At 43.4% G+C, this 15,341-nt stretch carries 13 protein-coding genes; 9 read left to right on the plus strand and 4 right to left on the minus strand.

The window, feature by feature from the left end; genetic code table 11:
* Positions 1–97: 97 nt before the first annotated feature.
* The 3 genes from ACI2IW_RS13015 (at position 98) to lspA (ending at position 4,595) form a co-directional block, all read left to right on the plus strand.
* Entirely contained in the window at positions 98–646 is a 549-nt protein-coding gene (locus ACI2IW_RS13015) for a protein disulfide oxidoreductase (RefSeq protein ID WP_404693891.1), read from the plus strand.
* Between the two features lie 450 nt (positions 647–1,096).
* Positions 1,097–3,958, plus strand: a complete 2,862-nt coding sequence (gene ileS / locus ACI2IW_RS13020; protein ID WP_404693892.1) for an isoleucine--tRNA ligase — start codon at positions 1,097–1,099, stop codon at positions 3,956–3,958.
* Entirely contained in the window at positions 3,951–4,595 is a 645-nt protein-coding gene (gene lspA, locus ACI2IW_RS13025; protein WP_404693893.1) for a signal peptidase II, read from the plus strand. Before ileS ends, lspA begins: the two co-directional genes overlap by 8 nt.
* Positions 4,596–4,733: 138 nt before the next feature.
* Here lspA and ACI2IW_RS13030 read toward each other — a convergent pair whose 3' ends face one another.
* On the minus strand, positions 4,734–5,402 hold the full coding sequence (locus ACI2IW_RS13030; protein WP_404693894.1) for a DUF1294 domain-containing protein: 669 nt from the start codon (positions 5,400–5,402) through the stop codon (positions 4,734–4,736).
* A gap of 183 nt (positions 5,403–5,585) precedes the next feature.
* On the opposite strand from ACI2IW_RS13030, the gene ACI2IW_RS13035 reads away from it, so the two are divergent.
* The gene (locus tag ACI2IW_RS13035) at positions 5,586–6,083 is read left to right on the plus strand and encodes a peptidylprolyl isomerase (protein ID WP_179799027.1); all 498 of its coding nucleotides are present in this window, start codon (positions 5,586–5,588) and stop codon (positions 6,081–6,083) included.
* A gap of 100 nt (positions 6,084–6,183) precedes the next feature.
* Complete coding sequence (locus tag ACI2IW_RS13040; protein WP_404693895.1) at positions 6,184–7,224, plus strand: aldo/keto reductase; 1,041 nt, start codon at positions 6,184–6,186, stop codon at positions 7,222–7,224.
* 173 nt (positions 7,225–7,397) lie between these two features.
* Here the strand turns inward: ACI2IW_RS13040 and ACI2IW_RS13045 are convergent, their stop codons facing one another.
* Positions 7,398–8,198, minus strand: coding sequence for a 1-acyl-sn-glycerol-3-phosphate acyltransferase (locus ACI2IW_RS13045; RefSeq protein WP_201568507.1), 801 nt, complete (start codon positions 8,196–8,198; stop codon positions 7,398–7,400).
* A gap of 306 nt (positions 8,199–8,504) precedes the next feature.
* On the opposite strand from ACI2IW_RS13045, the gene hflX reads away from it, so the two are divergent.
* The 4 genes from hflX (at position 8,505) to ACI2IW_RS13065 (ending at position 12,742) form a co-directional block, all read left to right on the plus strand.
* The gene (gene hflX, locus ACI2IW_RS13050) at positions 8,505–9,932 is read left to right on the plus strand and encodes a ribosome rescue GTPase HflX (RefSeq protein WP_057758442.1); all 1,428 of its coding nucleotides are present in this window, start codon (positions 8,505–8,507) and stop codon (positions 9,930–9,932) included.
* Positions 9,933–10,308: 376 nt separating this feature from the next.
* On the plus strand, positions 10,309–10,743 hold the full coding sequence (locus tag ACI2IW_RS13055; protein WP_057758440.1) for a hypothetical protein: 435 nt from the start codon (positions 10,309–10,311) through the stop codon (positions 10,741–10,743).
* 16 nt (positions 10,744–10,759) lie between these two features.
* Complete coding sequence (locus tag ACI2IW_RS13060) at positions 10,760–11,449, plus strand: LrgB family protein (RefSeq protein ID WP_101204237.1); 690 nt, start codon at positions 10,760–10,762, stop codon at positions 11,447–11,449.
* Positions 11,450–11,935: 486 nt separating this feature from the next.
* Positions 11,936–12,742 carry a lytic transglycosylase domain-containing protein gene (locus ACI2IW_RS13065; RefSeq protein ID WP_102094603.1) on the plus strand — a complete coding sequence of 269 codons (807 nt, stop codon included), beginning with the start codon at positions 11,936–11,938 and terminating at the stop codon, positions 12,740–12,742.
* A gap of 156 nt (positions 12,743–12,898) precedes the next feature.
* On the opposite strand, the gene tsf is transcribed toward ACI2IW_RS13065, so the two are convergent.
* Entirely contained in the window at positions 12,899–13,780 is an 882-nt protein-coding gene (gene tsf, locus ACI2IW_RS13070) for a translation elongation factor Ts (RefSeq protein WP_057758434.1), read from the minus strand.
* Positions 13,781–14,140: 360 nt separating this feature from the next.
* Positions 14,141–14,932 carry a 30S ribosomal protein S2 gene (rpsB, locus tag ACI2IW_RS13075; RefSeq protein WP_057758431.1) on the minus strand — a complete coding sequence of 264 codons (792 nt, stop codon included), beginning with the start codon at positions 14,930–14,932 and terminating at the stop codon, positions 14,141–14,143.
* Positions 14,933–15,341: the final 409 nt, after the last annotated feature.

Consider the following 15,341-nt stretch of genomic DNA (forward strand, 5'->3'; position numbering starts at 1 on the left):
CAATGATCATATAGGCAATCACGATAAGATAAGCAGTAACGATAAGCCATTATTTGAAAATAACTGAAAACAATATACAAACTAAAAAGCGGATGTCATGACGACTGATATTGAGCAAACAGAAGTAAAGCCAAAGAAGCAGCCGAAGCGAAAGATCATTTCGATACTTAAAACGATAATGTTATATGGTCTTATGTTTGTCGTGATCTATAGCGTGGTCAATTGGTGGCGACAGCCTGTCATGCCTGCCAACCCTCAATTGCAACTGACCGATTACCAAGGACAGACTATCGATCTAGCAGCGATGAGTCACGAGCGTCCTACACTGGTATACTTTTGGGGTACGTGGTGTTCAGTCTGTAGTTTTACTTCGCCCACCATCAATAAACTAGCAGCAGATAATTATCCCGTGGTCACTATTGCCGTACAGTCAGGCTCAAACCAAGAGCTACGCAGCTACCTTGATCAACATAAGTTTGATTTCACCACCATAAATGATCAACAAGGCAATATCTTTGCAGATTGGCAAGGACAAGTCACACCGTCCTATGTGGTATTAGAGAATGGCGAGATGATACAAGGGCTAACAGGTATTCAGCCATTATGGTCATTGAAACTGCGCTTGTGGTTAGCATCTGTGTTTTAGCACTTGAGCCGTACTTTATATTTCAATAAATCATTATTTAAAGTGCTTATAGTTACGTCCGTGCTAAGGATATACGACGTAGATAAACGATTGATATTGGACAAAATTGGGCTGACCTCGCACAGCTCTTTTTACCCTACCCTTTTTGTCATATAATAGCTGCCGATCTAAATATTTTTTTGAATTATTTTTACTAGCATATTTTATGTTGCAATCGTCTCGTTACCATTTATTATTGACGTAACTATTTACCGACTAATAAGCGACAATGGGTATTTATTGACATGATGGTTGTTAAACCGACTATGATGAGCAATATACCTACTATTAGTAATTAAGCATTATCAATACCGCGCGACCTTCAGTACTATATTGAACTACATTGAACATCGAGCCTTGTATCCGGTTTTGAACCGACACACAAACCTACCTTTTAAAAAGATACCTTCTATGACTGATAAAAGCACTGACACACCAAGCCAAGATTACAAAGACACGCTGAACCTTGCGGATACGCCATTTGCGATGCGCGCAAACCTTGCCAAGCGCGAGCCAGATTGGTTGGCTGCTTGGGAAGCGGATGACGTCTACGGTAAAATTCGTCAGGCGCGTGCTGGTGCAACCAAATATATTTTGCACGATGGCCCTCCATACGCCAACGGTCAGATTCACTTGGGTCATGCGGTCAATAAAGTACTAAAAGACATTATTGTAAAATCAAAAACCTTATCAGGATTTGATGCGCCTTACGTCCCTGGTTGGGATTGTCATGGTCTGCCAATCGAACAAAAAGTCGAAGCCAAGGTCGGTAAAGTTGGTCAAAAAGTTTCTGCGACCGAATTCCGTGGTCTATGCCGCGAATATGCGAGTACTCAAATTGAATTGCAAAAAGCAGACTTCAAGCGTCTAGGTGTGTTTGGTGATTGGGACAATCCTTATTTGACCATGAATTTCCATCAAGAAGCCAACATCGTACGTGCGCTTGCCAAAATCTATGACAATGGTCATGTGACTCGCGGTATGAAGCCGGTCAACTGGTGCTTGGACTGTAGCTCTGCCCTAGCAGAAGCTGAAGTAGAATATCAAGACAAAGTCTCTGACGCGATCTATGTCAGCTTTGATGTGCTCGGTACGGACAAAGTAGCCGCATTGGCAGATATCGCAGATAACATCGCTGCTGTTATTTGGACCACCACGCCATGGACACTACCTGCCAACCAAGCTATCTCAGTACATCCAGAGCATAACTATAGCGTGGTTGCTACTGAAAAAGGCAATCTGCTACTCGCAGCGGATCTTGTCGAAACTGCGTTAAGTGAGCTAAAATTAGAAAATAACGGCATCCTAGCAACTGTATCAGGCAGCGAGCTTGAAGGTCTAAATGCCCAGCATCCACTGATTGAAGACCGTCAAGTACCGCTCATCTTGGGAGACCATGTGACTACCGATAGTGGTACTGGTCTAGTACATACGGCACCTGGTCACGGTTTAGACGATTATATCGTTGGTCTAAAATACAACTTACCAGTGGAAAACCCAGTAAGCGGTACGGGCGTTTATTTAGATAGCGCTGCTGTATTTGCAGGCGAGCACATCTATAAAGCCAATCCAAAAATCATCGCTGCACTACATGAAAATGGCCATCTAATCAGCCATACCAAAATTGAGCATAGCTATCCGCATTGCTGGCGTCATAAGTCGCCAATCATTTTCCGTGCTACGCCTCAGTGGTTTATCAACATGGAAACTAAAGGCTTACGTGCTCGCGCGCTTGCTGATATTCCATCAGTAAGTTGGACGCCAGCGTGGGGACAAAACCGTATCGAATCAATGATGACGGGTCGTCCTGATTGGTGTATCTCACGTCAGCGTACATGGGGCGTGCCGATTACTTTCTTTACGCACAAAGAAACAGGCGAGTTGCATCCAAACACGCTGGAGCTGATGGAAACTGCAGCACAGAAAATCAATGAAGGCGGCGTAGAAGCGTGGTTTGATGCTAGCTGTGAAGACTTCTTAGGTAGTGAAGCTGCTGACTATGACAAAGCAACTGATACGTTAGACGTTTGGTTTGACTCAGGTACGACGCATTTCGCTGTCCTTGATCAACGTGATGAGTTGACCAACCCAGCTGACATGTATCTAGAAGGCTCTGATCAGCATCGCGGCTGGTTCCAGACGTCACTACTGACGTCAGAAGCGATTTATGAGCGCCCACCGTTTAAGCAAGTATTGACCCATGGTTTTGTGGTCGATGAAAACGGTCGCAAGATGAGTAAGTCACTGGGCAATATCATCACGCCGCAAGAAGAGATTAATAAAACAGGCGCTGACATGCTGCGTCTGTGGATTGCGTCTAGCGATTACCGTTATGAGATGAGCGCTGGTAAAGCATCATTTAAAGGGGCAATAGATCAATATCGCCGTATCCGTAATACGCTACGTTTCTTGCTTGCCAATACCGATGACTTTGATCCAGCGACTGATAGCATTGATATCAATGAATTGGTTAGCCTTGATAAATTCATTATTGAACGTGCGCAAACCGTACAAGCGCAAATCATTAGCGCTTACGATGCGATGGACTTTCACCAAGTCACTCAGCACGTCACTGCGTTTTGCTCGCAAGACTTGGGTAGCTTCTATCTAGATATTATCAAGGATCGCCAGTACACCACGCAGGCGGATGGTCAGCCTCGTCGTTCTGCGCAGACGGCTATCTACCATATTACTCATGCGCTGATTCGCTGGATTACCCCAATTCTATCATTCACGGCGCAAGAGGCTTGGGAAGTACTGAACCAACGTGATGCGGATAAAGGCGGCTATGTATTCACTCAAGAGTGGTACGAGTTCCCAGCGTTTGAGCTAAGTGCTATTAGCAATGATGACTGGCAGCGCATCATGTTCGCCAAAGACATGGTGAACAAACATATCGAGACTGCACGTGGCGAAAAAATCATCAATGCCAACTTGTCTGCCGACGTGAGTCTATATGCTGACGGTGCTATGTATGAAAGCCTAGCTAAGCTTGATGAAGAGCTTCGTTTTGTACTAATTACTAGTCACGCTGCACTAAAGCCAATGAGCGAAGCACCTGCTGATAGCATCGCACAGACAGACGAAGCGACCGACACCAATACCGAAGAATCTGTAGATTTAGTGGTACAAGTAAGTGCGGCTACTGGTACTAAGTGCGTACGCTGCTGGCACATTCGTGATGACATCGGTACAGATAGCGCACACCCTGAGCTATGCGCGCGCTGCGTAACCAATGTCAGTGGCGATGGCGAGGTACGTCACTATGCCTAACCCAACTGATTCGCCTGAAAGCCAGAATGACCGGCAGCCGCAAGTTAAGGTCGATCATTCGCCTAAGCCTGCTCATGCAACCACAGGTAGCTCGACTACACCTAGAAGTCGCCTGACCAAGACCCCGAAAATGGTGGCAAATGGCAGTCGTGCTTTTGTATGGTATATTCTGGCATTGGTTATCGTCATTATCGATCAGTGGACCAAATGGTTGGCAGAAACCAAACTGACCTTTCATGATCCAGTGCCGGTGATTGAGCCATTTCTCAATTGGACATTGGCTTATAACTACGGCGCGGCATTTAGCTTTTTGGCGGATGCTGGCGGTTGGCAGAAGTGGTTTTTTTCAGGACTGGCTTTACTAATGTCATTGTTTCTAATCATTTATCTGATTAAAGCACCTCGCAAAGCCACGCTGTTATCTTTTGGCCTAGCCTTAGTATTGGGCGGTGCAGTTGGTAATTTAATCGACCGCTTATTACATGGTCATGTTATTGATTTTATCCATGTGCATTATGCTGATGTTTGGCATTATCCGATTTTTAATATCGCAGATATTGGTATTTCTATCGGTGTATTATTGATTGTCATTGATATGCTGTTTTTGGAAAAAAAGCGTGAAATGCCACGTTCATAACCGTCTATAGCTAGAGACATTAATTCAATTTATAAATAAAAGAGGTGGGTTACGCAGTCGTAACCCACCTTTTTTTGTCGATCGTTTTAGTGCTTTCGTCAGACACGTAGCAATACTGCTAATCGTGAATGCTATTATTTATAGCAATTCTGACAGTAAATCAGTCAAAGTCTCTAACCTACCACCTGCCAATAAAAACAACAAACCTGCCATATTGACGACAACCGTCAAATAATAAGTCACTCGAAACTCAGGCTTTTGTGATTTGTGACGCAGATGCGTCTGAGCCAATAGCGCTCCTACCCAACCGCCAAGCGCGCTTAGTATATGCAGTGTAGACTCAGGCGTACGCCAGTCGCCACTTTGCGCAGCAGCTTTGTCTTTGGCATACATGCCATAAGTAATAATCCCTAGCACGACGTACCAACCGACCACTAGCCAGCTCAGTTTATCTGTCGCTGCTAATAAAGCTAAAACACCATAAAAAGCCAGCCCAAGGAACGAACGTTTTTTTTGACCCGCTTCAAACTCTGTCTGATGGCTACTTTTCTGATTGCGCTGACGGATTTGCTGATTTTTTTGTGCCATTTTTTGCTGTACAAACCCAAGCTCTTGTACTTGCTTGGCTCGCTTGCGTCCCTCCGCATCCTGTCCAATGCTAAAGACCACTGCCTCACCGATATTAGGACGGCGCTGAGCCTTAAACTCACTCACATGAAAGAAAACAGACTCGCCCGTTTCAGTTTCAATAAAGCCAAACCCTTTATCGTCCTGCCATTTTTTGACAGTGCCTTGTTGTTTATTCACTACCGACACCTCATATCTTTTAGAATTGCCAATTATAGTACACCATCTGCGTTACATTATTGACGCTTACATCTGGTCTTAGATGGCTTATTATTTCTTACACTATAATACTGCAATTAAAGAGACTGTAATCAAACGCATTATTTTCTATTCTTTTATTCTAGCAACCGATGGCTTTTTATTATGACTCAATCTCAATTTATTAATCCAAACGAAGACACTCGTATCGCTTACGGCAGCCTCGTTAAGCTGCACTTTGAAGTTTCACTAGAGAACGGCACCATCATCGACTCAACTTTTAATCGTGATGCACCTGTGTCTTTGACCATTGGTGATGAGAGCTTGTTACCTGGTTTTGAGCAAGTACTGATGAATCTACGCGCCGGTGACACTCGTACCGCACACCTTGAGCCAGAGCAAGCATTTGGTGAGTGGAATCCTGAAAACATCCAACATTTTAGTCGTACTCAGTTTGCGCTAGTCGCTGACAATCCAGAGATTGGCATGATGGTTGAGTTCGAAGACAAAGGTAAAAACACGCTGCCCGGTACGATTAGTGCCATCGATGAAGATCAAGTCGAAGTAGACTTTAACCACCCATTGGCAGGACAAGACGTATTATTTAAAGTAAAAATCTTTAAAGTCACACCGCCCGGTGTCACAGGCATCAAATTAATGTAGTCGCTTAAAGACTATCAAAAACTCGTTAAACGTTAACTAAGATAAAAGCTCACGACGATAAAAATTAATATCGATAAAAACAGCCAAAAGGGAGACTTATATGCAGTATCAAACGTTACCGCAACTCGATGAAAAAGTATCTAAAATCTGTTTAGGTACGATGACATGGGGACAGCAAAATACTGAGTCCGAAGCACATGAACAAATGGACATGGCACTCAGTGAAGGTGTGAACTTTTGGGATACCGCCGAGATGTACCCGTCACCACCAGATAAAGACAAACAAGGTGATACTGAGCGCTTTATGGGCACTTGGTTTAACAAGACCAAACAGCGTGACAAAGTCATTCTCGCAAGCAAAATATCGCCAATGAACTTTTTGCGTGATGGTCAAACGCGCTTTAATGCCGAGCACATTAGCAGCGCTATTGACGGGAATTTGGAGCGTCTACAGACAGACTATATCGATATCTATCAGCTGCATTGGCCAGAGCGTCAGGCGAATTTCTTTGGTCAGCGCGGCTATGATGAAGAAATGGCAGCACAGCCATTAGGCGATTTAACGCCATTTTTAGAGACTATTCAAGCGTTGAACGATGAAATCAAAAAAGGTCGTATTCGTGCTTACGGCCTATCAAATGATACCGCGTGGGGACTGATGCGCTATCTATGGGAAGCAGATAAAAATGGCCTAATTCCACCACTTACCGTGCAAAACCCATATAGCTTATTGAACCGTTTATACGAGGTTGGTATGGCTGAGATTGCCCATCGTGAAAACGTTGGTCTACTTGCGTATTCACCGCTTGGTTTTGGTGTGTTGTCTGGTAAATATCTTGATGGTAAACGTCCTACTGGCGCACGTCTGACTATGTATGATCGTTTCGGTCGTTATGTGAATGAGCAAGCCAAATCAGCCACTGAACAATATGCCAAGATAGCTGCTGATGCAGGTTTGGACATGGCGCAGATGTCATTAGCTTTTGTAAACTCTCGTCACTTTGTCACCAGTAACATCATTGGGGCAACGACGACCGAGCAACTCAAATCAAACATCGACAGTGTCAATGTGGAGCTAACAGCAGATGTGTTAGAAGCGATTGAAGCGGTGCATACACAGCAGCCTAATCCATCGCCATAGTTGGTCTTTTATAGAGACTGGATGTTAATAGAGCCTACTGAATAAATAATACTAAGTTCGCTCTATTAAAACTTCCATAAAAAAAGGCGCAAATCGTTTCGATTTGCGCCCTTTTATTGACTGGCTGAGATTAGCTACACTAGCTCAACTCTAATTAGCTCAACTGTAAATAATCAGTCTTCAACTGGTGCGCTAAGGACTCTTGAATGTAGATCTGCTAGCCCTTCATTCATGCGTGCTTGCAATAAATTGGTCAGCTCGCTTTTATTACGACCTTCTGGATCTATAGGCGCGAGTGGCAATACGTAAGCGGTCACATTTTTGCTATCAAGCACTTTCTTCATACTTTCTTTCATTGTCAGCTTACCATAGTATGGCAATGCGTCGCTTAGTGTGCCGTCTTTATTGACGTAAGCGATGATGATCGGTCTGATAGGCACATCAGCATCTATGGCTGCTTGCAGCAATGTTCCATGAATGCGCTTTACTTTTTTACCACTGGTAGTGGTCGCCTCAGGGAAGAAAATAATCGAAAATCCTTTGGCTAAAAAGTCAGCAATTTGCGCCGATACTGAGCTTGCATCACCGGAGCCACGCTCAATGAAAAGTGTCCCTGCGGCATGGGCAAGTTTGCCAAATACAGGCCATTCACCGATTTCAGCCTTTGATAAAAAGAACGCTGGGCTCACAGTACCAACGACAGGGATATCCATCCATGACACGTGATTCGATACCCACAAGCCATGGAACTGCTCTACAGGTTCCACTTCTACCACTTTTACCCCAAAAGAGCCTGCCATCTTGCGGCAGAATGTCTGGATATAGCGTGGTAGGGTCTCGCGTGGTGGCTGCTTAAATGCACCGATACGCTTCGCCGCGCGTATGCCGCCGACCATGGTCGTGGTCATACCAGCCACCTGTCTGCCTCGGCTCAACTGTCGTCTGAGTGAAAAGCTTGATTTAGCTTGGCTCATCTTCGCCCTCATGATTAAATAACGGGTGTTTAATAGTCAAAAAACGAGCCCAGTATAACAAAGTTCGCACACTCAGTGATAGCTTGTTCACTCAGTGAGTGCCGACTTTTATACAAACGGGTAATAAAGCAGATTTATAAAAAATTATCCGCAGCAAACGCTGTAACATAAAACCATCGCTAATTATGCTAATACGCTTTAATATCAAGTGATAAGACCATATATAGATAATCATATGAACGCTACGTCAAAGCTTCTTGAGCTGATCATAGCGAGACATTTACTTTATTAAATAGGTGATACTCTTTGGATTATTTTGAAAGACATGAAGGTGGCGAACGCGCCATTTTAGTACATTTAGACATCCGCCAAATTCAAGATCCTGATGATCTTAGTGAGTTTGAGCTGTTGGCTGATTCAGCAGGTGCCGATCGTTTGGCATTAGTCACTGGATCACGCTCACGCCCTGACGCCAAATACTTCGTTGGTAGCGGAAAAGCAGAAGAAATCGCAGAACTAGTACGCGAACACGAAGCAGACATCGTATTGTTCAACCATAGCTTGTCGCCATCACAAGAGCGTAATATCGAAGCATTAGTGAAGTGCCGCGTGTTGGATCGTACTGGTTTAATTTTGGATATTTTTGCGCAGCGTGCCCGTACCTATGAGGGTAAGTTGCAAGTAGAGCTGGCTCAGCTTAACCATCTATCAACGCGTCTGGTACGTGGTTGGACGCATTTGGAACGTCAAAAAGGTGGTATTGGTCTGCGTGGACCTGGTGAAACCCAGCTTGAGACCGATCGTCGTCTATTACAGACTCGCGTCAATCAGCTAAAGAGCAAACTAGAAAAAGTTCGCCAGACCCGTGCGCAAGGTCGTGCCCGTCGCCAAAAATCAGACGTACCGACCATCTCACTGGTCGGCTATACCAATGCGGGCAAATCTACTTTGTTCAATCGTTTGGTCGATGAAAATATCTACGCTGCTGACAAGCTATTTGCGACGCTAGACCCTACTCTACGCCGTTTAGACTGGCAGGGAGTTGGTCGTGTCGTCTTGGTCGATACGGTTGGTTTTGTTCGTCATCTGCCGCATGAGCTGGTTGAGTCTTTTCATGCAACCCTAGAGGAAACGCTAGAAGCAGACTTGTTATTGCACGTCATTGACTCCTCTAGCGAAGATATGCACGAGCAGATTCAGGCGGTCAAAGAAGTATTGGCAGAAATCGATAACGATGTACCTGTGCTCAATGTCTATAACAAGATTGATTTGACTGATGAGCCTGCACATATCGGCTATGCTAGCGAAGGTCAGCCAAACCGCGTCTATGTTTCTTCTAGACAGAACCTCGGCATGGAAGAGCTAACGCTTGCCGTACAGCAACTGCTGACAGGTAAACTGACGACGTTTGATTTGACCTTGCCGTATGATGCTGGACAATTCAAAAACACTCTATATGAACTGGGTGTTATTGAAGAAGAAAGCTATGACGATACAGGTCGTGAGTGTCTGACGATTCGTTTGCCGAGTGACCGCTTAAGACAGCTACTGGGTCAAGCTAACTTGAAACCTATCGATGTATTGCCGCTTGCACAAGCAACACTGCTAATGCCGGTACTAGAAGAGTTTGAGAAAGTTGATGACGTTGAAGAGCCAACCATGACAGAGGCTGAAGAAAAAGCATTTGACGAGTTTGATGCATTACACTCAGAAACAGCTGATTCAGAAAAATAATCGTTGTTTCTGTATAATAAGAGCTATTGTTAAAGTGAGACATTTGCGACAGTAGTTGAATGAACTTTTGATTCATACTGTTAGATCACCAACCCTTATATAGTACGTTAAAATAGAATAGACGATATCCATTGATATCGTCTATTTTTTTTGGATATGACCAGTCACGGTGCATAGGCTTTATTAGTTGCCCCACTCTCTATATAATCGCCTGTTATACATTCAACAAATATTGATAGATAGCGTTAATCTCTCGAAAGTGAATCATTGCTACTATCAGTATTTATAGCATCATTTTCTACGTTGTGTTCTTGGTGCAACCACGAATTTTATTTTGTACACCATCCATTTATATCTGACTTGGCCAAAATTGCTTATGAAGCCCGCTCACTCTCCCCATCTCCCACTATGGCTTGCGTTAATTCTAACGTTGACCATGGTCATCGTTGTTCGAGAAACGGCGGTTGTTCTCTGTCAAATGGCAGGCATCGAAAAAGCGGCCAATATTGTCGGTTTGGTTGCGATGTTTGTCATTTTGATGGCGTGGCGACTGCTTAAAGGGTTGCCGAGCTGGCTCACACAGGCCAGTAATACATTGCTAGTCGATAGTGGTTTTGCCTTCTTACCAGTTTCTGCTGGTGCAGGCTTGTTGCTATTTGCTCTAGGAGATGAGCTATTGGGTGTGATGATAACGATGATCGTTAGTACGCTCATACCGCTGTGGGGACTAGCATTATTGGCCAATCGTTGGCTCAATCACGCTGCAAACACTGATAGTACGACTACCACTGAGCAAAAGGGACAGCCGTGAGCTGCGGAGAAATATTATGACTTTTGACAGCGTATTTATGGCAACCCTAGCCGCAATATTATTGACATTAGCAGCACACGTAATTGCACGTGTATTGGCACGTAAATTATCATGGCTACCGATGGTCATTACCGCACTTGTCCTAGTACTTGTTTTCCTATTTGTACTGCAATGGGATTACAACAACTATTACAGCGCGGCAAAACCTGTATTTGACCATCTGTTGGGATATGTGACAGTACTTCTGGCTGTGCCATTGGCGGCGATGAATTTTAAAGGCTTACCAGTCAAAAAACTCACTCTAATTGTCGCTATTGCTAGTGTCGTTGGCGCATTATTGCCTATGTCACTGGCTTATTTATTTTCGCTCAGTCATGAGACCCTATTGGCTTTCGCTACCCGTTCTGTGACTACGCCTATTGGCTTGAGTGTCGCAGATTTAATCAAAGCACCACTGGCAATGGCTAACCTAATTATCATCGTTTCAGGTCTGATAGGCGGCACTGTTGCTCGCTTTTTGTTCCGCGGTATCAATGATGACCGAGCCAAAGGCTTAGCACTGGGGTTAGCGGCTCACGCGTTTGGTACAGTAGAGGCATGGCAAATCAGTCATACAGCAGGACGTTATGCAGCATTTGGCTTGGCAGTGAACGGGTTAGTTACCGCGGTTTGGGTGCCTATCTTTATCAGCGCTATTGGTATCTAGTCATCACTAAAACCCTGCCTAAACTATTCTTATATTTTTAAAAATTTAACCACTAATAGGCTTATTTACTGTTGATTTCAGATTGAAGATCACCTCGACTATTTAAGTGTCATTATTATTTCTTAAAAAATTGAGACACTTTATTTATATGAATTCATAAGCGTAAAAAACCTACTACAAATGGCTCATTAAGTCACTTAGAAAAGTTAGTATATTGATTTATCTAAGGTTATTTAATAATAGAAATCTGATTTTACAACTTAGTTTGTCAATCTGATGCGCCAAAAAGTTATTATATGTTATAGTAAGCAACTATTATTTTTTGTATCTATTGCAAGTGGTTCCTTATTGAAAGTGATAATTGCTAAGCTGCTGTCTTCACAGTGGGCTAAATAATTCTGCAAAATCAGTAACCGCTTAAGCGCCTAAATCAATGCATATGTAGGCAAAACAATTTGCTGTTATTCGATAAAAAGTGATTTTACTATGATAAATACGGCTACTTTGATGACTCGCTGCTTATCTCCCCTTTTACTAAGTGCCATTGCTCTTTCGACCTTTTCTGTCGCTGCCAATGCAGGCAACATGTATATTTACAAAGACAAAGGTGGACAAGTACTGTTGACCAACGTCAATCCTAGTGGAAATTTTGATAAGTTTACGAAAAAAGTAAAAGTAACTTATTATAAAGACTCTAAGATGTATGACGGAAGCAGCGATAGCTATGGTAGCAGTGCCGCTAGCAACAGCGGAAGTCGCAACTCTTACGACAGCTACATTCGTGCGTCCGCTGAGCGCAATGGTGTTGACCCTGCTCTTATGAAAGCGATGATGCATACCGAATCAGCTTTTAATCCAAACGCACGCTCACCAGTAGGCGCACAAGGCCTGATGCAGTTGATGCCAGCGACTGCGCGCCGTTTCAATGTCAGCAATCCTTGGAACCCTGCAGATAATATCGAAGGATCAGCCAAATATATTGCATGGCTTATGCGCCGCTTCAACAATAATGTCGAACATGCTGTCGCAGGCTACAATGCAGGTGAAGGCAATGTCGATAAATACGGTGGCATCCCTCCATTCAAAGAAACACGTAACTATGTTCAAAGAGTGATGAGCCGTTATCATAGCCTGTATAAGAACGATGCAGGACTGTTTGGTGCGAGTATCAGTGCTAACAATCAAACCAGTAGCACCAGTACAAATAATGGCTTACAAAACGTCAGTTATGGTACTAGCAGCAATGTGAATAGTGCCAGCTATGCCAACTCAGCCTATGCGGCTTTACGCTAAGCCAATTACCTAAAAGTCAGACATAAAAAAGCCCATTAACGAATTAATGGGCTTTTTTATGTTTGGATGCTTTATATCTTGATGCATTAAGAGTAATAAAGCCAAACTGTAAGCCACAATTAAGGACTCACAGCCTTATCCAACACTATTTGATACTTACTTGTTAGCAGCCTGAGTTGCAGCAACTTCAGCAGCGAAGTCTTCTTGCTTCTTCTCAATGCCTTCACCAACTTCTAGACGTTTGAAGCCAAGTACTTTTACGCCTTCAGCTTTTAGGACTTCGCCAACTTTCTTGTCGTTGTCCATAACGTATGGCTGACGTAGTAAAGTTACTTCGTCTAGGTACTTACGTAGGCCACCTTCGATCATTTTTTCAACGATGTTGTCAGGCTTGCCAGACTCACGAGCTTTTGCTTCGATGATGTCTTTTTCGCGTGCCAATACGTCAGCAGCAACATCTTCGTCATCTACAGCAACAGGGTTGAATGCAGCGATATGCATAGCAAGGTTTTTACCAGTGTCAGCGTCGCCGCCTTCAAAAGATACAACTACACCGATACGTAGACCATGACGGTATGCAGCGATGTTAGCACCTTCAAGTGTTTCAACACGGCGAATCTGGATGTTTTCACCGATTTTCTGTACTAGAGATACACGTGCTTCTTCAACAGTCTGACCTTCGCCATAAGACAATTCAGAGATAGCAGCAACGTCAGTTACGTTGTTTTCTAGCGCAAGGTTAGCAACTTTTTCTGCAAATGCAGTAAAGCTATCATCTTTTGCAACGAAGTCAGTCTGGCAGTTAACTTCTAACAAGAATGCTTTGTTTTCGCCTTGAGCGATGATGATAGCGCCGTCAGCTGCGATGTTACCCGCTTTTTTAGCTGCTTTAGCTTGACCAGATTTACGTAGGTTATCAATGGCAACTTCAACATCACCGTTTGATTCTTCTAACGCTTTTTTACATTCCATCATGCCAAGACCAGTACGGTCACGCAATTCTTTTACCATTTTGGCAGATACTTTTACTTCTGTCATAAGAGTCACCTTAGTATAGTTATGTATAGGAGTGCTGTATTTCTATTCGATATCTTGGTATTACTTAAAATCTAGCAGACAGCTCATCTTGAACGATTACCAATATAGCCATCAATGATGTCAAACAAATAACATCTGTACAATATAGCGATATGACCAGTAGGAACGATAATACTCGCCCAATAGCTACTCGCTTATACGCATGGCGTTATTAATAAGGCTTTATTCAATAACAAGGCATGACGAGTAAAACTACATCATGCCTATTATGAGCTTATACGCTGTTCAAAACATTATATGGATGCTGATAGATACACTATCAAGACATCCTTACAAAGTTAAACTTTTTAAGTCAGCTACTTATTCTGCTGGAGTTGCAGCAGCTTCTTCTGCAGCTGGCGCTTCTTCAGTTGCAGCAGGTGCTTGCTCAGCTTTACCACCAGCTTGAGTTTGTGCGTATTCTTTACCAGCGATGATAGCATCAGCCATAGAAGTTACGTACAAAGTCACAGCACGGATAGCATCATCGTTAGCTGGGATGATGTAATCAACGTTGTCTGGGCTAGAGTTAGTATCAACGATACCGATAACTGGGATACCCAAGTTCTTGGCTTCTTTGATAGCGATAGCTTCGTGATCTACGTCTACTACGAAGATAGCGTCAGGTAGGCCGCCCATGTCTTTGATACCACCTAGTGAACGCTCAAGTTTTTCCATATCGCGAGTACGCTCTAGCGCTTCACGTTTAGTTAGCTTAGCGAAAGTACCGTCTTCTGCTTGTTTTTCTAGCTCTTTTAGACGGTTGATTGACTGGCGTAGAGTTTTCCAGTTAGTCAACATACCACCTAACCAACGATGGTCAACGTATGGCATGCCAGCGCGAGCTGCTTGCTCACGTACGATACCGCTTGCAGCGCGTTTAGTACCAACAAATAATACTTTGTTTTTCTTAGCAGCTAGGCCGTTTACGTAAGTCAACGCTTCGTTGAACGCTTTTACGGTGTGCTCTAAGTTGATGATATGGATTTTGTTACGTGCGCCAAAGATGTATGGACCCATTTTTGGGTTCCAAAAACGTGTTTGGTGACCAAAGTGAGCGCCTGCTTGTAGTAAGTCGCGCATTTCGATTTTGGTTGGATTCTTTGTAGCCATGAGAATATATCCTATTGGTTGGGTTATGCCTCCACATCACAAAAACAGCCTATTTAGCGACACGCATCTGCTACCGGTTAGTTTTCATTAGTAAAGCACTAACAGATCACAAATTAATCAAGTCGCCAAACACCCAGCAATTTTTTGCCATGATGTGTGTGTCATTGGTTGGTTTAAAAAAAGAAGCTATCGTTAGATTGAAGCAAATGCCCAAATCTAAACTATAAAGTGAATCATAAAAAATAGCTGCGCTGTATTTTATCACATAACGTCTTGGAATCTCCAGCAGTTTGTTTGTAGCGTATCAATAAGATAAAAACAAACTATGGCGATAATAAAACAAAAAAAGCGACACATTTGTATCGCTTTTTTCATGATTGTCTTTTTAATAGCTATTTTTTAAGTGAGG

Origin of the sequence: Psychrobacter sp. NPDC078501, assembly GCF_044900935.1 — a bacterium.
Lineage (GTDB): Bacteria > Pseudomonadota > Gammaproteobacteria > Pseudomonadales > Moraxellaceae > Psychrobacter.